The organism is Lutibacter sp. A64 (assembly GCF_022429565.1).
Lineage (GTDB): Bacteria > Bacteroidota > Bacteroidia > Flavobacteriales > Flavobacteriaceae > Lutibacter.
On the sequence record NZ_CP092487.1, the window covers coordinates 1,137,231 to 1,156,583 of the forward strand.

A 19,353-nucleotide genomic window follows, 5' to 3' on the forward strand; every position below is an offset into this window, starting at 1 on the left:
AAATAAGTAACTAAAATAAAATCAATGCTTTTTGAAACAGAACGCTTGCTAATTAGAACATTAAAAATAACGGACTCAGACCCTTTTTTTGATATGATGGGAAATCCAAATGTTATGAATCCCATTCCTCTAGAAGCCATGTCTAAAACAGAAAGTGATCTTACTTTAAAAAAATTAATTGCCCTTAAAAAAAACGCTACAAAAAAAATATGGAGCTTAATTGAAAAAGAAAACTCTAATTTTATTGGTATTTGTGGATTATTAAAAAATAACGAAGACGAACCCGAAATTGCCTATCGTTTAAGAGAGCAATACTGGGGAAAAGGTTATGGTACAGAAACAGCAAAAGGTTTAATTAATTTTAGTTTCGAAACTTTAAATTTTAATATAATTACTGCAGACGTAAATATTATAAATACAAAATCTGTAAAAATTTTAGAAAAATTTTTTGATAAAGATCACGATTTTTTTAATAAACGAGACAATTGTACTGATAGAAGATATAAACTTACCAAAGAAAATTGGGTAAAAAGACAAGAAAATAATACTAACTTTAATAATATTTAACCTATGAAATTTAAAAATTATCTATTATTAATACTCATAATCCCCTTATTTTCATTTACAATGCATAAATATTATTTAAGTTTATGTGAAATTGAATACGTAGAAGAGAAACAATCTATACAGATTATTATTGGCTTTTTTATTGATGATATTGAATTAACATTAAATAAAGATAATAACACAAGTCTTAAATTAGCTACAGAAGATGAAGCGCCAAATATTGACCACTATTTTAAAACGTATTTAAATAACAATTTTAAATTAGCAGTAAATAACAATTCGGTTTCTTATACATACATTGGAAAAGAGTATGATGATGATATTGTACGGTTTTATTTAGAAATTACAGATATTGCAACTTTAAATTCAATAGACATTTACAATACCTGTTTAATTAGAGATTTTGAAGATCAACAAAATATTGTTAAAATATACGCAAACAAAACTCAAAAAACATTCTATTTAAACAACAAAACACTTAAAGCTTTGTTAAAATTATAATTTTTATCAAAAAATATTGTTAAAATTATTAATTTACACGCTTAAATTTTATTCATAAAATTTAATATAACTAAGTAGGTTAAAAACTAATCAAATAATTTAGCTATAATCAACTAATAACAAGTGAGCTTAAAAAAAACAATCTATAAAATATGAAACAATTTTACCTATTATTACTTTCTACCGTAATAATCTCTTCTACAACTTTTGCCCAAGAAATACAACAAAAAAATGAACAAAAAGGGCACTATAACATTAGTAAATTTAAACAATTAAATGAAGAATTACCAACACCAAACAAGCAACATACAGCTTCTGGTGCTCCTGGTTATCAATACACACAGCAACAGGTAGATTATAATATGGACATTGTTTTAGATACCGAAAATCATAGAATTTCTGGATATCAAACTATAACATACCACAATAATTCTAAAGATTATTTAGACTATTTATGGGTACAACTAGATCAAAATGTACGTGCAGCAAATTCAAAAACTAAAGATATAAATGGTGATCGTCCAAGAGCAGCATATACGCCTTCAAGTTTTACAAAAAACTTTATGGGAAAACCTTTTGATGGAGGTTTTAAAATTGAAGCCTTAAAAGATGCTGGTGGAAACGATTTAAATTATACAATTAACAATACAATGATGCGTATTGATTTATCAACAGCATTGGCTCCAGGTAACACTTTTACTTTTGATATTAAATGGTGGTATAACATCAATAATTATAAAGAAGATAGAGGAAGATCTGGTTTTGAAATATTTGAAGATGGCAATACCGCTTATGCAATTGCACAATTTTATCCTCGTTTAGCGGTTTACAACAATGTTGAAGGATGGCAAAACCTACAATTTTGGGGATCTAGTGAATTTGCTTTAGAATTTGGTGATTTTGAAGTTTCAATAACTACTCCTAAAAATTATATATTAAATGCAACTGGAGAATTACAAAACCCAAAAGAAGTTCTATCTAAAACTCAATATAAAAGATACGTAGAAGCACAAACCACCTATAATAACCCAATATTTATTGTTACCCCAGAAGATGCTTTAAAAGCTTCAAAAGAAAAAAGCAACAAAACAAAAACGTGGAAATTTAGTGCCAAAAATGTTCGTGACTTTGCATTTGCAACTTCAAATAAATACATATGGGATGCTATGGCCGTTAAATTAAACAACAAAACTGTAATGGCATACTCTTTATACCCAGAAGAAGGAAAAGCACTTTGGCAAGAACATTCTACCAGAGTTGTTGCAAATACATTAGAGGTTTATTCTAAACATACTTTTGATTATCCTTATCCGCATGCTTCATCTATAAATGTTGAAATGGGAATGGAATATCCAATGATCAGTTTTAATTTTGGTAGAGGCGATAAAAACGGAAACTTTACGGAAAGAACAAAAAAAGGAATGATTGGTGTTATTACACACGAAATCGGACATAATTTTTTCCCTATGATAGTGAATTCTGATGAACGTCAGTGGACTTGGATGGATGAAGGTATTAATTCTTTTGTTGAAATTTTAGCAGAATATAAATACGATTCTATTATGTTTCCTATGACAAAATATCCAAAAAATATTGTTGGTTATATGAAAGGAGATCAAAGTAGATTGGCTCCAATTATGACACAAGGAGATAATACTTTTAATTTTGGTGCGAACGCATATTCAAAACCAGCAGCAGGTCTTTTTATTTTACGCCAAACTATAATGGGACCAGAATTATTTGACCATGCTTTTAAAACATATGCAACCCGTTGGAAATTTAAACACCCTACTCCTGCTGACTTCTTTAGATCTATGGAAGATGCTTCGGCAATGGATTTAGATTGGTTTTGGAGAGGTTGGTTTTACACAACAGGTAATAACGACATTGGTATAAAAGAAGTAAAAAAATACCACATAACAGACAAACCAACAGAACAAGCAATAAAAAGATACGCTCGTTTTGGAATTAGTAAAGATGACATGCCACCATCATTATATTTAGTTTCTGAAGACAGTGACGAATTTACAGCTGATTTAAAAAATAATAAGGCCGAAGATTTTAGCACTTTAAGCAATTATATTGATGAAAACTTTTCTTCAGAAGAAAAAGCAACACTAAAATCTCCTAAATATTTTTATGAATTAAAATTTGAAAAACCAGGTGATTTGGTAATGCCAATTATTGTTGAATTTGAATATGAAGATGCAACCAAAGAACGCAAACAATATCCAGCGCAAATTTGGAGAAAAAACGATGCAGAAGTAACCAAAGTTTTCCCTACAAGTAAAGCTATTAAAAAAATTACTGTAGATCCAGATCAACAAACAGCTGATGTAGATTTAAGCAATAACAGTTGGCCTAAAACAACCGAAACTAAATTCGAAAAATTTAAAAAGAAACAAATTAAAAGTTAACTATACTTCTACGCTATTTAGTAACCATATTTACTAAATGAAGTATCGTAAATTATTAACTAACAAACTCAATTTTAAAAAATCGTAAATCTCTAAAATGAAAAAAGCATTTTTACTCTTTCTAACAATTTTACTAATTTCACCCGTTGTTTTAGCGCAAGAAATTGAAAAAAAAGAAGCACAAAAAGGACACTATAATATAAGTAAGTTTAAACAACTTAATGAAGAATTGCCAACACCAAACAACCAGCACACTGCGTCTGGAGCGCCCGGTTACGAATATTCTCAACAAAAAGTGGACTATAAAATGGACATTGTTTTAGATGATGAAAATCAGCGTATTTATGGCGAAGAAATAATTACTTACCACAATAACTCTCAAGATTATTTAGAATATTTATGGATTCAATTAGATCAAAATGTACGAGCTGCAGATTCTAAATCACCTGAAATTCAATCTCGTGGCTTAAATACATTATATACACCATCTCAATTTTCAAAAACTTTTATGGAAGACAAATTTGATGGTGGTTTTAAAATTGATTTTGTAAAAAACATGGACAATAGCGATGCTTCTTACCTTATCAACCAAACAATGATGCGTTTAAATTTAGAAAAACCGTTAGCTCCTGGTCAAACACATACGTTTAAAATAAAATGGTGGTATAATATTAACAATCACGTAACACAAGGTGGTAGATCTGGTTTTGAACATTTTCCTAAAGACAATAATAATAGCTACGTAATAGCACAGTTTTTTCCAAGATTGTGTGTTTATAACAATGTAGAAGGTTGGCAAAACGATCAATTTTGGGGGCGCAGTGAATTTGCTTTAGAATTTGGTGATTATGATGTCTCTATAACAACTCCAGCAGATCACATTCTTGGTGCTACAGGAGTTCTAATGAATGAAAGTGAGGTACTTACTAAAACACAACAAAATAGATTAGCAAAGGCACGAACAACTTTTGACAATCCTGTGTTAATTGTTACCCAAGAAGAAGCAACAAAAGCTGAAAAACAAAAATCTAAAAAAACAAAAACCTGGAGATTTTTCGCAGAAAATGTTAGAGATTATGCATTTGCAACTTCAAGAAAATTTATTTGGGATGCTATGGCGGTAGATATTAATGGTAGAACTGTAATGGCTTATTCTTATTATTCTAAAGAAGCAAATCCTTTATATGGAGACCATTCCACCAGAGCAACTGCACAAACTTTAATCACATATTCTAGACATACTTTTGATTACCCTTACCACAAAGCAATTTCTGTTGATGGACAAATGGGTATGGAATATCCTCAAATTTGTTTCAATCCAGGAAGACCAAATCCAGATGGAACCTATAACGACCGTACAAAATACAGAATGATTGGTGTTACAATTCACGAGGTAGGTCATAACTTTTTTCCAATGATTGTAAACTCAGACGAGCGTCAATGGACTTGGATGGATGAAGGTTTAAATTCTTTTGTACAAATGTTAGCTATGATGGATTATGAAGAAGGCTATCCATTAAACAGAGGTTTACCAAAAAACATTGTTGGTTATATGAAAGGTGATCAATCTAAATTAGCACCTATTATGTCTAAAGGAGATGATGTGTATCAATTTGGAAATAATGCCTATGCAAAACCTGCAACCGCGCTTTGGATTCTAAGACATACAATTATGGGGCCAGAATTATTTGACCATGCTTTTAAAACATACGCAACGCGTTGGAAATTTAAACACCCTACTCCTGCTGACTTTTTTAGAACTATGGAAGATGCTTCTGCAATGGATTTAGATTGGTTTTGGAGAGGTTGGTTTTATACCACCGGAAACACAGATATTGGAATAAAAGAAGTGAAAAAATACCATATAACAGATAAACCAACAGAACAAGCAATTAAAAGGTATGAACGTTTTGGTATTAGTAAAAACGATATTCCACCATCATTATATTTAGTTTCTGAAGACAGTGATGAGTTTACTGAAGATTTAAAAAATAATACTGCTAAAGATTTTAGTTCTTTAAGTACCTATATTGATGAAAACTTTTCTTCAGAAGAAAAAGCAACACTAAAATCTCCTAAATATTTTTATGAAGTAAAATTTGAAAAACCAGGAGATTTAGTTATGCCAATTATTGTTGAATTTGAATATGAAGATGGTACTAAAGAACGCAAACAATACCCAGCACAAATTTGGAGAAAAAACGATGCAGAAGTAACCAAAATTTTTCCAACAAGCAAAGCAATTAAAAAAATTACAATAGATCCAGATGAAGAAACTGCCGATGTTGATTTAAGCAACAACAATTGGCCAAAAACAACCGAAAATAAATTCGATAAATTCAAAAAAAAACAAATTAAAAGCTAAAATTCAACTTATTTTAAAAGGTTTTCTTAGTGTAAATAGGTGCTACCATAACTATTTGAATAATAAGTAGTTTTATTTAGGTTATCTCATAACTTGGGGCTATATTTGCCACAATAATATAATAATATAAAATTTTTTAAGATGAGTAAAGGAACAGTAAAATTCTTCAATGAAACTAAAGGTTTCGGATTTATTACAGAAGAAGGTTCAAACAAAGAACATTTTGTTCACATTTCTGGATTAATTGACGAGATTCGTGAAGGCGATGAAGTTGAATTTGATTTACAGGAAGGTAAAAAAGGATTAAACGCAGTAAATGTAAAAGTAATTTAATATATACTTCTTAATTTTTTACAAAAGCTCATCTAAACAGATGGGCTTTTTTTTGTGGTTATATTTAAAATGTTTTATGTAATTTTAAAAAATGAATGACAACTACATAGATAGTAAAACTTTTAAAGGAAAAAATTATTCGCTAAATAAATTTATAAAAGGAGAATATGATAATTGTACTTTTATTAATTGTAATTTTTCTAACCTATACTTTTCAAATACTGAATTTATAGAGTGTGAATTTAAAGATTGCAATTTTAGTAATTCTAATGTAAAAAACACTTCATTTAAAGATGTTATTTTTAATACATGTAAATTAGTTGGTTTAAATTTTAATGAGTGTAATCCCTTTTTATTAAGTTTTACTTTTAATAATTGTCAGTTAAACTTAGCTTCATTCTATCAATTAAAACTTAAAAACACTACGTTTAAAAATTGTAATTTGCAAGAAACTGATTTTGTAGAGGCAGAAGTTTCAAATTCTATCTTTGAAAATTGTGATTTAAATAAAGCCATTTTTGAAGATACCGATTTACAAAAAACAGATTTTAGATCCTCATACAGCTACTCTATCAACCCTGAAATAAACAATATAAAAAATGCTAAATTTTCTTTAAATAGCATTGCTGGCTTATTAGAAAAATACAACCTTACAATTGAATAATAATGATAACATCTCACTTCGATAAAAAAGCAAAAAATTGGGACAATAATATTGAAAAAATAGAAAGAGCTTCTGCTTTTGCAAAAGAAATAATTAACTTTATTAAACCTTTAAAAACAACAAAAGCATTAGAATTTGGCTGTGGAACTGGTTTATTAAGTTTTCAATTACAAAATTATTTTAAAGAAATTACGCTTATTGATACTTCGGAAGGAATGATAAACGTATTAAAAGAAAAAATTGAAACACTTAAAATAAATAATTTTAAACCAATATTAATTGATATTTTAAAAGACTCTAAAAACATTTCTAAAACAGATGTAATTTACACATTAATGACCATGCATCATATAGAAAAAATTGATAAAGCCTTAGAAAAATTTAGTTTATTACTAAATGAAAACGGCTATTTATGTATAGCCGATTTGGTTGAAGAAGATGGCTCTTTTCATAATACAACACCTAATTTTACTGGACATAATGGATTTAATAAAGAAACAATAATAAATATGCTTTCTATAAATGGATTTAAAACAGTCCATTACACAATTTGTTATCAAATAAAAAAGAATGCAAAAGAATACCCATTATTTTTATTAATTGCTAAAAAAATATAGCTTTAATCAACCTCAATAACAAGTTCATCATAGGCTAAAAAAACATTTTCAGGTAAGTTTTTTTCAACGTCGGCATGAAAACCTAAATCTTGACTTATATGTGTTAAAAATGTTTTTTTAGGTTTTAATTCTTCAATTAAAGCTAAAGCTTCATCTAAATTTAAATGAGAATGATGTGGTTTATGGCGAATAGCATTAATAATTAATACTTCTAAATTTTTAAGTTTTTCTTTTTCAGCATCTTCAATTGTCTTAACATCGGTTAAATAAGCTATATTTTTAAACCTATATCCATAAATTTTCAATTTTCCGTGATAAACTTCAACTGGAATTACTTCCAAACCACCTAATAAAAAAGGTTTATTTTCAACTACATTTTGATGTACACTTGGCGCCCCAGGATATTTATTTTCATCAATAAAAATATAATCAAACCGTTTTGCTAAATTAGTTAGAACACGTTGTTTTGCATAAATTGGTACGCCTCCCATTTGAAAACTATATGGGCGTATATCGTCTAAACCAGCTGTATGATCTGAGTGTTCATGTGTAAACAATACACCATTAATAGCATTTACATTTGCACGTAACATTTGATATCTAAAATCTGGACCACAATCTACTATATATTTATAATTATTCCATTCTACAATAATAGAAACACGCAAACGCTTATCTCTTTTATCTTTTGAAAAACATACTGGGTGCTTAGAATTTATTACTGGAATTCCTTGTGATGTACCTGTTCCTAAAAAAGTAACTTTCAATTTTATTTTTTTATTAAAAGTACATTTAATATTTAAAAAAACAAGAAATCCTAAAAAAAGATAGCCAAAATTTAAAGAAATAACTTAATTAATAAAAAATGTTATTTATGTTACTTTTTTATAAAATAAAAAACATTAATGGTTTCTTTGTACTGTAAAAAAACAGATATACATAAATGTGATTTTTATCAACCTTTTATAATTCTTAAAAAATTACTTTTATGCCACTGTAAAATTATGAAAAACGTAAATATTTAGTAAATGAATTGCACATGTTAAAAATCTACTATCCAATGTAATTACCAACTTCCTTTTGGTAAGTATAAGCATGTAAACTTTAAAATTAATTTAAACATGAAAATAGGCATATTAAAAGAGACTCCAAAAAGTGAAAAAAGAGTATCTATTTCACCAAATATTGCTAAACAACTTATTGGCCTAGGCTTTGAAGTTTTAATGGAAAAAGATGCTGGTTTTGCATCTGCTTACAAAAATTCGGACTACAAAGAGATCGGCGTTAAAATTGAAACTAAAGAAGTTGTTTTTAAAGAAGCTAAAATTTTAATTAAAATTAATCCTTTTACTCAAGAAGATTTAAAACTAATTAATCCATCTCATATTTTAATGAGTCAATTATACCATAAATCTAATGAGGAACTAATAAAAGCCATTGCCGCTACTGGTGCAACAGCTTTTTCTATGGATGCAATGCCTCGAATATCTAGAGCCCAAGATATGGACGTTTTAAGTTCTCAAAGCAATCTTGCAGGCTACAAAGCAGTTATTTTAGGAGCAAATGAAATGACTAAGATTTTTCCATTAATGATGACTGCAGCAGGTACAATTACGCCTTCAAAAGTATTAATTTATGGTGTTGGTGTTGCTGGTTTACAAGCAATTGCAACGGCAAAAAGGTTAGGCGCTGTTGTAGAAGCCACAGATATTAGATTAGAAACTAAAGAGCAAACAGAATCTTTAGGAGCAAAATTTATTTCTGTTGACAATTCAAATGAAGAAAAATCTGAAGGCGGTTACGCAAAAGCTGCTTCAGAAGACTATGCACGTAGACAAAAAGAAGCGGTAAATAAATCATTATTTCAAGCAGATTTAGTAATTACAACTGCTATGGTTCCAGGTAGAAAATCGCCTGTATTAATTACTGAAGAACAAGTAAAACAAATGAAAAATGGTGCTGTTATAATAGATTTAGCTGCTGCTCAAGGTGGTAATTGCGAAATTAGCGAAATGGATAAAACAGTAATTAAACACGGTGTAAAAATTATTGGTACTTCTATAGCTCCAGAAAGCGTTTCTACAAATGCAAGCGAATTATATGCTAAAAATATGTTTAATTTTTTGAAGCATTTAACTGATGATAAAAATGAATTTAAATGGGAGTTAGAAGAAGAAATAACTGACGAAACATTAATAGTTCAAGAAGGAAAAATAAGAAAAAACTAAAAACAAAATAATATGGATAATTTTATTGAATTTATAAATAGTAACCTACAGCTAATATACATTTTAATACTTGCTATATTTATTGGGGTTGAATTAATTAAAAATGTTCCAACAGTTTTACATACACCTTTAATGTCTGGCGCTAATGCCCTTTCTGGGGTTGTAATAGTTGGGGCTATTTTAGTAATGTTACAAGCTGATCCAACAAACTATGTAGCTTTAGCTTTTGGATTTGTTGCCATAGTATTAGGAATTATAAATGTTGTTGGTGGTTTTGCAGTTACCGACAGAATGTTACAAATGTTTAAAAAGAGAAAATAATGAATATCGCTTTAGGAATTATATATTTAATAACAACAGTAACTTTTGTTATTGGTTTAAAAATGTTAGGTCATCCAGAAACTGCCAAAAAAGGAAACCTTTTATCTGGTGGTGGTATGGTTTTAGCAATTCTTGCTACATTATATTTACACGATTTTGAAGTTCCTGCTTTAAACTATATTTTAATATGGACAGCTTTAATTATTGGTGCAGTAATAGGATACCTTATTGCTATAAAAGTAGAAATGACTAAAATGCCAGAACTTGTTTCTTTATTTAATGGTTTTGGTGGTGCTAGTGCAACTTTAATAGGATTGGTAGAATTTAGTAAAAATATTGGTGTAGAAAACACTGCAAAAGTTTCTTCTGAAATTGCAACTACAATTATTGCTGCAATAATAATAGGAAGCATTACTTTTACCGGAAGTTTAGTTGCTTGGGCAAAATTAAACGGATCAATAAAAGACATACGTTTACCAAAATACAACCTTATAAATAATGTATTGTTTTTAGTTTTAGTTGCTTTTGGAGCATATATAGTATTATTAAATACAGATAGTTATGCTTTAATGTATATTTTATTACTTGCTTCATTAGTTTATGGATTCTTATTTGTAATCCCAATTGGAGGTGCAGATATGCCAGTTGTAATTTCTTTGTTAAACTCTTTAACAGGTATTGCTGCCGCAATTACAGGTATTTTATATGGTAATATGGTAATGTTAGTTGGTGGTATTTTAGTTGGTTCTGCCGGTTTAATATTAACATTTGCAATGTGTAAAGCTATGAATAGATCTTTAGCAAGCGTTATTTTTGGTGCCTTTGGTGCTGGGGCTGCAGCTATTGCAGGTACTAGTAAAACGGGAGGTAGTATTAAAAAAACAAGCGCAAGTGATTCTGCAGTAATGTTAAATTATTCATCAAATGTAGTAATTGTACCTGGTTATGGTTTAGCTGTAGCGCAAGCACAACATGTAATTCACGAATTAGAAGAAATATTAACTGAAAAAGGAGTCAACGTAAAATACGCAATTCACCCAGTTGCAGGAAGAATGCCCGGACATATGAATGTACTTTTAGCTGAAAGTAACGTAGAATACGATAAATTAGTTGAAATGGATGACATTAATCCTCAATTTCCAAATACAGACGTAGTATTAGTTGTTGGTGCAAATGATGTTGTAAATCCAGCAGCACATAACGACCCTTCAAGTCCAATATACGGAATGCCAATTCTAGATGTTGAAAATGCAAAACACATAATTGTCAACAAAAGAAGTATGAATGCAGGTTATGCTGGAATTGAAAATGAACTCTTTTTTAATCAAAAGACTTCAATGTTATTTGGTGATGCAAAAGCAGCTTTAACAGAGTTAGTTGCAGAATTAAAAAATATGTAAAACACTTTTTTACCAGTTACCTCGATTTATTACAAATTAAATACTAAAATTTTAACTTAAATAAATAAATCGAGGTAATTTTATATACTATTTTTACAAATATGCTAAAAATTTAAAGTAACATTTAACATAGTTTTTTTCAAGAAATTATTTTACTATTTTTGTGAAAACTAAAAAAATGGCTTTAATATTAAAAGGAGATAGAGAGATTAATGAAGTAAAATCCAGTAAAGCAAAAGCTTTAAAAGTTAATCTAAATAAACATACTTATGGTACTTTTGCTGAAATAGGTGCAGGTCAAGAAACCGTTCGTCATTTTTTTAGAGCTGGAGGAGCTTCAGGTACAATAGCAAAAGCCATGAGCGCTTACGATAAAGATTTCTCTGATGCCATTTATGGTGTAGAAGAAGATGGTCGTTACGTTACTGAAAACAGGCTTAAAAAAATGCTTACCTATGAGGTTGAAATTATTGAAGACCGATTAAGCCGAAAAACTCACCCTAATAATATATTTTTCACCTATGCAAATACAGTAACAACCATAGATTTTGTTAAAAAATTTAAAGGACATGGTTGGGTAGGTATTAGATTTCAGTTATCTCCATTAGAAGATTATAGTGAAATAATCTTACACATCCGATTTAAAGAAACAGATGCTAAATTACAACAAGAAACCCTAGGGGTATTGGGTGTTAATTTAATTTATGGAGCATTTTATTTAAACGATAAGCCTAAAGAATTATTAAAATCATTATACGATAATTTACACGAAGTACAGTTAGAAATTGATATGATTAATTTCTCTGGCCCTCGATTTTCTTACGTAGATAATAGGTTAATGAGTTTGCTGCTGGTAAAAAATGGCATGACAAATGCAGTAATGTTTGGCCCAGATGGTAACAACTTACTACCGGCACAACAATTATACAAAGCCAATATTTTAGCTTTAAGAGGTAGTTTTAGACCTGTTACAAAAGTAAACATGGATATGTTTAAACTTGCCGAGCAAATGTTTTTAAACGAAAGCAAGGTAAAAGCTGAAAACACTAAAATTATTTTTGAAATCACCTTAACAAATTTAAGTTCTGATGGAGAAATTGATGAAAGAGATTTCTTAGATAGAGCGGAATTATTATGTTCTCTAGGACAAAATGTAATGATTACCAATTATCAAGAATACTATAAATTAGTTGAATACTTTTCAGAATTCACCAAAGAAAGAATTGCTTTAGCAATGGGTGTTCAAAGTTTTGTTCAAATATTTAACGAAAAATATTACCGTAATTTAAGCGGTGGAATTTTAGAAGCTTTTGGTAAATTATTCTTTAAAGATTTAAAAGTTTACCTATACCCTCTTAAAGATGAACGCACTGGAGAAATTAAAACTAGCGAAAATTTAAAAGTGCATCCTCGTATGAAAGAATTGTATAAATTCTTTAAATACAATGGTAAAGTTATTGACATTAAAGATTTTGACCCAGAAATTTTAGATGTCTTCTCTAGAAAAGTATTAGACATGATTGCTAATGGAGAACATGGTTGGGAAGAAATGCTTCCTGTTGGTATTGCTGAAACTATTAAAAGTGAGCGTTTATTTGGTTACTCCAAAAGAAAATTTTTGAAAAAAAACTAATTTTTCATCATCAATTAAACCTTTATTAATTTTAAGTGTCTTATAATAAATATTGATAAGTGGATAATGATGCATTATTAGTAGCGCAGCTAAAAGATAAAAAAACACAAGAACAAGCTTTTAGAAAATTAATGTCTTTATACAAAGAACGTTTGTATTGGCATATACGTAAAATTGTATATGTACATGATGATGCAGATGATGTTCTACAAAATACTTTTATAAAAATTTTCAGAAATATTCATTCATTTAAAGAACAAAGCAAATTATATTCTTGGATGTATAGAATTGCTACTAATGAAGCAATTACATTTATCAATAAAAAAGCCACTAAACAACAAATAGATTTAAGTGAATTACAATTAAAATCTGTTGAAAATTTAAGTAACGACATCGATTTTACAGGTGACGAAATTCAATTGTTGCTTCAAAAAGCAATTATTACATTACCGCATAAACAGCAATTGGTATTTAATATGAAATATTTTGATGAAATGAAATATAAAGAGATGTCAGAAATTTTAGATACTTCTGTTGGCGCTTTAAAAGCATCGTATTTTCATGCAGTAAAAAAAATTGAAGATTTCTTAAAAAACCATTAAACCTTAAAACTTTAAGTAAGTCTAACTAATAAAAAATGAACAAAGAAGAAGTACATAAAATGGCACCAACATTAAGGAAAATAGCATCTAAAAACCACGGTTTTAATGTACCTAAAGCGTATTTTAATACTGTTGAAGATGGTGTTATGGCTCAACTATATGCTTCTAAAATTAAAGTAAATAAAACAATTTATAAAACACCTAATGGTTATTTTAATACTATAGAAAATGTTACAGTTGCTAAACTTAAAGCTCAAACTCTAAAAAATAATGCAACAGAAACTATTCCAAAAGATTATTTTGAAACTATTGAAGACCAAGTTTTAAGTAAAATTAAAACAACTTCTAAAGTAAGAACACTTAAAAAGGTTTCAAAATTTGCAATTCCAATTGCAATTGCAGCTTCGTTTTTACTAATATTTATATTAAGAAATACAGAAAACACAATTACTTTTGACAATTTAGCTACTTCAGAAATAGAAGAATTTATAAATAATGATATGCTTCATTATGATGCAGAAAGTTTAGCTGCTATTTTTCCAGAAGTATCTTTAGATGATATTAATTATACAGAAACCATATCCGATACAGATGTTGTAGACTATTTAAGTGAAAACGATATAGATGCATTACTATTAGAAAATTAAACCTATTTAAAATGAAAAAATTAATATATATATTACTAATTTTATTAATTGCTACAAATACTGTAGTTGGTCAAAAAAAGAATAGACAAAATATAAAATTATTAAAAACTGCATTTATTACAGATGCTATTGCTTTAAAACCAGTTGAAGCTGAAAAATTTTGGCCAATTTACAACCTATACACAAATAAAATTCAAGAGTTAAAATTTAATCTTGAAAATAGCAAAACTCAAGAGTTTAAAAATTCTGGAGGAATTAATAATATGTCTGAAACCAATGCTCAAGAAGTTTTAAATCAATATTTACTTTATGAAAAAGAAGTTTATGAAGCTAAAATTAATATGATTAAAGAACTTTCTACTATAATTTCTGCTCATCAAATTGTAAAACTACAAAAAGCCGAACGCGACTTTAATAAACGAATGCTACAAGAATACGGCAGAAGAAAAAGAATGGGACAATAGTATTTTAAACCCTACAACTCCTACTCTACTCACAATTTTACTTTGGTAGCTTCACTTTTAAAGCTTCAACAATATTATATGCAGCCGGACAAATTCCTGTGTTTTTTATAGTTAAATCCGTAATTTGAATAAATTTTCTTCTATCTGTATGTGGGTATTCACTACAAGCTTTTGGTCGTACATCGTAAATCATACACATATTATCATTTAAGTCTAAAAACGAACAAGGAGCTGTTTTTAACACATAAAAATCATCCGAATCAAGTTCTAAATACTGATTTATAAAATCTAAAACTTTCATTCTAAAATGTTTAGAAATTCGTTCAATATCTTTATTTGTAAATATTGGACTTGTAGTTTTACAACAGTTACCACAAGTTAAACAGTCTGTTTTATTAAACTCTTTTTCATGCAAATCTTGCATTATTAAGTCTAAATTTTTAGGGGTACGTTTTTTTAACTTTTGAAAATACTTTTTATTTTCAACAAGTTTATCTTGAGCTAATTTTGGCAATTCTTTTAAAAATTCTTCCATTTTACAAATATATAAATCTTATTACTACAAGCACTAATTAGAATTGCTATAAAATTTATGTTTCTTTTTATGCAATTTGATTTTATAAAATCGTATAAATTATTTCAAATTTAGTACTTTTGCACCTTAAAATAATTTAGCAAAAATATGCACAATAATTTAGAATTAGCTGTAAAAAATGCGTTTAAAGAAATTTACAACGCAGAAATACAGTCAGTTGAATTTCAAGCAACTAAAAAAGATTTTAAAGGAGATATTACAATTGTTATTTTCACCTTTTTACGTTTTGTTAAAGGAAACCCTGTTGAAATTGGAACAAAGATTGGTACTTATTTAGCAGAAAATGTAGAAGAAGTTGCCAATTTTAACGTTGTAAAGGGGTTTTTAAACTTAGAAATTTCTGATTCGTTTTTTATAAAAAGTTTTAATACAATATATAAAACCAATAATTACGGTAAAGTTGCTACAAACAAAAATGAAAAAGCTGTTATGGTTGAATATTCTTCGCCAAACACTAACAAACCGCTTCATTTAGGGCATATTAGAAATAATTTATTAGGGTATTCTGTTTCAGAAATTATAAAAGCTTCGGGTAAGCAAGTTTATAAAACTCAAATTATTAACGATCGTGGTATTCATATTTGCAAAAGTATGGTTGCTTGGTTACATTTTGGAAATGGAGAAACTCCAGAAAGTACAGGTTTAAAAGGCGATAAATTAGTTGGTAATTATTATGTTGCTTTTGACAAAGCTTATAAAGAAGAAATTGCAAAACTTATTGCTGAAGGAAAAACTGAAGAGGAAGCTAAAAAAGAAGCTCCTATTTTAATTGAAGCTCAACAAATGTTATTAAAATGGGAAGCTGGAGATAAAGAAGTAGTTAATTTATGGAAAACTATGAATCAATGGGTTTATGATGGTTTTGATATAACCTATAAAGAATTAGGTGTAGATTTTGATAAAAACTATTTTGAAAGTAATACTTACTTATTAGGTAAAGATATTGTTGCAGAAGGTTTAGAAAAAGGAATCTTTCATAAAAAAGAAGACGGATCTGTTTGGATAGATTTAACCGATGAAGGTTTAGATGAAAAAATTGTACTACGCGCTGATGGAACTGCTGTTTATATGACACAAGATATTGGTACTGCTATTGAGCGTTTTAAAGATTTTGATCTTCAAGAGTTAGTTTACACAGTTGGAAATGAACAAGATTACCATTTTAAAGTTTTATTTCTAATTTTAGATAAATTAGGTTTCAATTGGGCTAAAAACTTATATCACTTATCATACGGAATGGTAGATTTACCTAGTGGAAAAATGAAATCTAGAGAAGGAACTGTGGTAGATGCAGATGACTTAATGATTGAAATGACTGATACAGCAAGAACAATCTCTCAAGAATTAGGTAAATTAGAAGGCTATTCTAACGAAGAAAAAGAAGCGCTTTATAAAACTATAGGTTTGGGCGCTCTAAAATATTTTATTTTAAAAGTAGATCCTAAAAAACGTATTTTATTCGACCCTGAAGAATCTGTAGATTTTGCTGGAAATACAGGTCCTTTTATTCAATATACTTATGCTAGAATACAATCTATTTTAAGAAAAGCTAAATTTGATTATACACAAGAAATAACCACCATTAATTTAGATCCAAAAGAACGAGAATTAATTAAGCAGATACAGTTATTCCCTGAAATTATACAAAATGCAGCTCAAAATCATAGTCCTGCAATAATTGCAAATTACACCTACGAATTGGTAAAAGTTTACAATTCATTCTACCAAACAGTTCCAATTTTAGGCTGTGAAAATGAAGACGAAAAAATATTTAGAACACAATTATCATTTAAAGTTGCAGAAATAACCAAAACAGCATTTACTTTATTAGGTATAAATGTGCCCGAAAGAATGTAAATAAATTATAATTTAAAAAAAATAATTTCTATTAAGTAATTATTAAATTTTATTATAGCATAAAACAAATAATAAATTAAAGCAAAAAATAACTAAATTTGCTGTGTAAAACCAGTAAGTACTCATAAAAAAGAAAAATAAAAAATATGAAATACGATATATTAATAATTGGAAGTGGTCCTGGAGGATATGTTACAGCTATTAGAGCATCACAACTTGGGTTTAAAGTTGGAGTTGTAGAAAAAGAAAACCTTGGTGGAATTTGCTTAAATTGGGGTTGTATTCCAACAAAAGCATTGTTAAAAAGCGCACAAGTTTACGATTATTTAAAACATGTAGATCAATATGGTTTAAAAGCCGAAGCAATTGATAAAGATTTTGATGCGGTAATAAAACGCAGTAGAAATGTTGCTGAAGGAATGAGTAAAGGTGTTCAATTTTTAATGAAAAAAAATAAAATTGACGTTATTGATGGTTTTGGAAAAATTAAAACTAGTAAAAAAGTTGATGTAACAGATGCAGATGGTAAAGTAACTGAATATAGTGCAGATCATATTATTATTGCAACTGGAGCACGCTCACGTGAGTTACCAAATCTACCACAAGATGGTAAAAAAGTAATTGGATATAGACAAGCAATGACCTTACCAAAACAACCTAAAAAAATGATTGTTGTTGGTTCAGGAGCTATTGGAGTTGAATTTGCACACTTTTACAATTCTATGGGAACTAATGTTACAATTGTAGAGTTTATGCCAAACGTAGTGCCTGTAGAAGATATAGAAATTTCTAAACAATTTGAACGCTCACTAAAAAAATCTGGAATAAAAGTTATGACAAATTCTTCTGTAGAATCTGTTGATACTTCTGGTAAAGGTGTAAAAGCTGTCGTTAAAACTAAAAAAGGAGAAGAAATTTTAGAAGCTGATATTGTTTTATCTGCTGTTGGAATTAAATCTAACATAGAAAATATTGGTTTAGAAGATGTTGGAATTATTGTTGATCGCGATAAAATTTTGGTAAACGATTTTTACCAAACTAACATTCCTGGTTATTATGCAATTGGTGATGTTGTTCCTGGTCAAGCTTTAGCACACGTTGCTTCTGCTGAAGGAATTACTTGTGTTGAAAAAATTGCAGGTTTACATACTGAAAAAATTGACTATGGAAATGTTCCTGGTTGTACATATGCAACTCCTGAAATTGCAAGTGTTGGTTTAACTGAAGCTAAAGCAATAGAACAAGGTTACGAAATTAAAGTTGGTAAATTTCCTTTCTCTGCATCTGGAAAAGCAAAAGCCGCTGGTAATCCAGAAGGATTTGTAAAAGTTATTTTTGATGCAAAATATGGAGAATGGTTAGGTTGCCATATGATTGGTGCTGGTGTAACTGATATGATTGCTGAAGCTGTTTTAGGTAGAAAATTAGAAACTACTGGTCACGAAGTTTTAAAAACTATTCACCCTCACCCAACTATGAGTGAAGCTGTTATGGAAGCTGTTGCTGCAGCTTACGACGAAGTAATACACTTATAAAATATAATTTAGATACCACAAAAAGAGGTTTTCTAAAACGTTTAAAATTTGTTATATTGAATTTATTTCAAAAAACATTAAATAAACGTTCTAGAAACCTCTTTTTTTAATTAGAAAAGTTAAATTTTATTTAGAGAAATTATATTTTAGTATCTTTGATTTTTAACTTTAAAATTTTAAAACAACTATATGAAAGCATTAAAATTACTAGTACTACTTATTTTTGTTACTACAATTTCTTGTAAAGAAGAAAAACCTAAAACAAACATTAATGACAAAGTAGCAGTTAAACATTATATTTGTTTAAATAAATGTGAAAATAGTGGTTCTGATGTGCAAGGTGTTTGTCCAACGTGTAATACACCATATACGCATAATGATGCATTTCATAATGATGATTTTTTAAAGAATGGTCCTTTAACAGTACCATCAAACATTCCAACAAATACAGTTAATACAACTGCTCCATCACCTGCTCAAAATGCTTCAGGAGTATACCATTACACCTGTGCAAACGGCTGTCCTGGAGGTGCCGGTTCTGCTTCTAATTGTAAATCTTGTGGTAGTACACTTGAACATAATCAAGCATATCATAACATATAATTTT

Annotated in this window: 18 protein-coding genes and 1 pseudogene; 17 read left to right on the forward strand and 2 right to left on the reverse strand. The window is 28.7% G+C overall.

Translation table 11 applies throughout. The annotated features are described in order from the left end of the window. Nucleotides 1-24: 24 nt before the first annotated feature. From MKD41_RS04690 to MKD41_RS04720, 7 genes are all read left to right on the forward strand, one after another. Nucleotides 25-567, forward strand: coding sequence for a GNAT family N-acetyltransferase (locus MKD41_RS04690; protein ID WP_240244283.1), 543 nt, complete (start codon nucleotides 25-27; stop codon nucleotides 565-567). A gap of 60 nt (nucleotides 568-627) precedes the next feature. After that, on the forward strand, nucleotides 628-1,068 hold the full coding sequence (locus MKD41_RS04695; RefSeq protein WP_240244284.1) for a DUF6702 family protein: 441 nt from the start codon (nucleotides 628-630) through the stop codon (nucleotides 1,066-1,068). Nucleotides 1,069-1,220: 152 nt separating this feature from the next. Continuing rightward, nucleotides 1,221-3,485: a M1 family metallopeptidase gene (locus MKD41_RS04700; RefSeq protein ID WP_240244285.1), complete on the forward strand. Its 2,265-nt coding sequence runs from the start codon at nucleotides 1,221-1,223 to the stop codon at nucleotides 3,483-3,485. A gap of 97 nt (nucleotides 3,486-3,582) precedes the next feature. Further along, nucleotides 3,583-5,850, forward strand: a complete 2,268-nt coding sequence (locus MKD41_RS04705) for a M1 family metallopeptidase (protein ID WP_240244286.1) — start codon at nucleotides 3,583-3,585, stop codon at nucleotides 5,848-5,850. A gap of 141 nt (nucleotides 5,851-5,991) precedes the next feature. Then, nucleotides 5,992-6,183, forward strand: coding sequence for a cold-shock protein (locus MKD41_RS04710; RefSeq protein WP_115882354.1), 192 nt, complete (start codon nucleotides 5,992-5,994; stop codon nucleotides 6,181-6,183). A gap of 91 nt (nucleotides 6,184-6,274) precedes the next feature. Further along, nucleotides 6,275-6,847: a pentapeptide repeat-containing protein gene (locus tag MKD41_RS04715; RefSeq protein ID WP_240244287.1), complete on the forward strand. Its 573-nt coding sequence runs from the start codon at nucleotides 6,275-6,277 to the stop codon at nucleotides 6,845-6,847. 2 nt (nucleotides 6,848-6,849) lie between these two features. Beyond that, entirely contained in the window at nucleotides 6,850-7,464 is a 615-nt protein-coding gene (locus tag MKD41_RS04720; protein ID WP_240244288.1) for a class I SAM-dependent DNA methyltransferase, read from the forward strand. 2 nt (nucleotides 7,465-7,466) lie between these two features. On the opposite strand, the gene MKD41_RS04725 is transcribed toward MKD41_RS04720, so the two are convergent. Then, nucleotides 7,467-8,231: an MBL fold metallo-hydrolase gene (locus tag MKD41_RS04725; protein WP_240244289.1), complete on the reverse strand. Its 765-nt coding sequence runs from the start codon at nucleotides 8,229-8,231 to the stop codon at nucleotides 7,467-7,469. 354 nt (nucleotides 8,232-8,585) lie between these two features. Between MKD41_RS04725 and MKD41_RS04730 the strand changes: the two genes are divergently transcribed. The 7 genes from MKD41_RS04730 (at nucleotide 8,586) to MKD41_RS04760 (ending at nucleotide 14,759) form a co-directional block, all read left to right on the forward strand. Further along, the gene (locus MKD41_RS04730; protein ID WP_240244290.1) at nucleotides 8,586-9,692 is read left to right on the forward strand and encodes a Re/Si-specific NAD(P)(+) transhydrogenase subunit alpha; all 1,107 of its coding nucleotides are present in this window, start codon (nucleotides 8,586-8,588) and stop codon (nucleotides 9,690-9,692) included. Nucleotides 9,693-9,704: 12 nt separating this feature from the next. Next, nucleotides 9,705-10,013 (forward strand): NAD(P) transhydrogenase subunit alpha, encoded by a 309-nt coding sequence (locus MKD41_RS04735; RefSeq protein ID WP_240244291.1) that lies wholly within the window; start codon nucleotides 9,705-9,707, stop codon nucleotides 10,011-10,013. Next, complete coding sequence (locus tag MKD41_RS04740) at nucleotides 10,013-11,413, forward strand: NAD(P)(+) transhydrogenase (Re/Si-specific) subunit beta (protein ID WP_240244292.1); 1,401 nt, start codon at nucleotides 10,013-10,015, stop codon at nucleotides 11,411-11,413. The genes MKD41_RS04735 and MKD41_RS04740 overlap by 1 nt, the downstream gene beginning before the upstream one ends. Before the next feature lie 178 nt (nucleotides 11,414-11,591). Then, complete coding sequence (locus tag MKD41_RS04745; protein WP_240244293.1) at nucleotides 11,592-13,046, forward strand: TonB-dependent receptor; 1,455 nt, start codon at nucleotides 11,592-11,594, stop codon at nucleotides 13,044-13,046. Nucleotides 13,047-13,105: 59 nt separating this feature from the next. Then, nucleotides 13,106-13,648 (forward strand): RNA polymerase sigma factor, encoded by a 543-nt coding sequence (locus MKD41_RS04750; protein WP_240244294.1) that lies wholly within the window; start codon nucleotides 13,106-13,108, stop codon nucleotides 13,646-13,648. Nucleotides 13,649-13,683: 35 nt separating this feature from the next. After that, the gene (locus tag MKD41_RS04755; protein ID WP_240244295.1) at nucleotides 13,684-14,295 is read left to right on the forward strand and encodes a hypothetical protein; all 612 of its coding nucleotides are present in this window, start codon (nucleotides 13,684-13,686) and stop codon (nucleotides 14,293-14,295) included. Nucleotides 14,296-14,306: 11 nt separating this feature from the next. After that, nucleotides 14,307-14,759, forward strand: coding sequence for a hypothetical protein (locus MKD41_RS04760; RefSeq protein WP_240244296.1), 453 nt, complete (start codon nucleotides 14,307-14,309; stop codon nucleotides 14,757-14,759). Nucleotides 14,760-14,796: 37 nt separating this feature from the next. On the opposite strand, the gene MKD41_RS04765 is transcribed toward MKD41_RS04760, so the two are convergent. Beyond that, a complete protein-coding gene (locus MKD41_RS04765; RefSeq protein ID WP_240244297.1) occupies nucleotides 14,797-15,294 on the reverse strand; it encodes a YkgJ family cysteine cluster protein in 498 nt (165 codons plus the stop codon). Between the two features lie 207 nt (nucleotides 15,295-15,501). Between MKD41_RS04765 and argS the strand changes: the two are divergent. The 3 genes and pseudogenes from argS to MKD41_RS04780 form a co-directional block, all read left to right on the forward strand. Next, nucleotides 15,502-17,211, forward strand: a pseudogene (gene argS, locus MKD41_RS04770) (arginine--tRNA ligase); the annotation flags it as partial. 146 nt (nucleotides 17,212-17,357) lie between these two features. Further along, on the forward strand, nucleotides 17,358-18,746 hold the full coding sequence (gene lpdA, locus MKD41_RS04775; protein WP_240244299.1) for a dihydrolipoyl dehydrogenase: 1,389 nt from the start codon (nucleotides 17,358-17,360) through the stop codon (nucleotides 18,744-18,746). Between the two features lie 189 nt (nucleotides 18,747-18,935). Further along, nucleotides 18,936-19,349, forward strand: coding sequence for a hypothetical protein (locus MKD41_RS04780; RefSeq protein WP_240244300.1), 414 nt, complete (start codon nucleotides 18,936-18,938; stop codon nucleotides 19,347-19,349). Nucleotides 19,350-19,353 lie beyond the last annotated feature (4 nt).

Excerpts from the sequence above, each read along its gene's own strand:
- MKD41_RS04760 (WP_240244296.1), top strand. The coding sequence starts at position 14,307 with ATGAAAAAATTAATATATATATTACTAATTTTATTAATTGCTACAAAT.
- MKD41_RS04715 (WP_240244287.1), top strand. The coding sequence starts at position 6,275 with ATGAATGACAACTACATAGATAGTAAAACTTTTAAAGGAAAAAATTAT.
- MKD41_RS04690 (WP_240244283.1), top strand. The coding sequence starts at position 25 with ATGCTTTTTGAAACAGAACGCTTGCTAATTAGAACATTAAAAATAACG.
- MKD41_RS04730 (WP_240244290.1), top strand. The coding sequence starts at position 8,586 with ATGAAAATAGGCATATTAAAAGAGACTCCAAAAAGTGAAAAAAGAGTA.
- MKD41_RS04735 (WP_240244291.1), top strand. The coding sequence starts at position 9,705 with ATGGATAATTTTATTGAATTTATAAATAGTAACCTACAGCTAATATAC.
- MKD41_RS04745 (WP_240244293.1), top strand. The coding sequence starts at position 11,592 with ATGGCTTTAATATTAAAAGGAGATAGAGAGATTAATGAAGTAAAATCC.
- MKD41_RS04705 (WP_240244286.1), top strand. The coding sequence starts at position 3,583 with ATGAAAAAAGCATTTTTACTCTTTCTAACAATTTTACTAATTTCACCC.
- MKD41_RS04720 (WP_240244288.1), top strand. The coding sequence starts at position 6,850 with ATGATAACATCTCACTTCGATAAAAAAGCAAAAAATTGGGACAATAAT.
- MKD41_RS04700 (WP_240244285.1), top strand. The coding sequence starts at position 1,221 with ATGAAACAATTTTACCTATTATTACTTTCTACCGTAATAATCTCTTCT.
- MKD41_RS04695 (WP_240244284.1), top strand. The coding sequence starts at position 628 with ATGCATAAATATTATTTAAGTTTATGTGAAATTGAATACGTAGAAGAG.
- MKD41_RS04755 (WP_240244295.1), top strand. The coding sequence starts at position 13,684 with ATGAACAAAGAAGAAGTACATAAAATGGCACCAACATTAAGGAAAATA.
- MKD41_RS04765 (WP_240244297.1), bottom strand. The coding sequence starts at position 15,294 with ATGGAAGAATTTTTAAAAGAATTGCCAAAATTAGCTCAAGATAAACTT.
- MKD41_RS04780 (WP_240244300.1), top strand. The coding sequence starts at position 18,936 with ATGAAAGCATTAAAATTACTAGTACTACTTATTTTTGTTACTACAATT.
- MKD41_RS04710 (WP_115882354.1), top strand. The coding sequence starts at position 5,992 with ATGAGTAAAGGAACAGTAAAATTCTTCAATGAAACTAAAGGTTTCGGA.
- MKD41_RS04740 (WP_240244292.1), top strand. The coding sequence starts at position 10,013 with ATGAATATCGCTTTAGGAATTATATATTTAATAACAACAGTAACTTTT.
- lpdA (WP_240244299.1), top strand. The coding sequence starts at position 17,358 with ATGAAATACGATATATTAATAATTGGAAGTGGTCCTGGAGGATATGTT.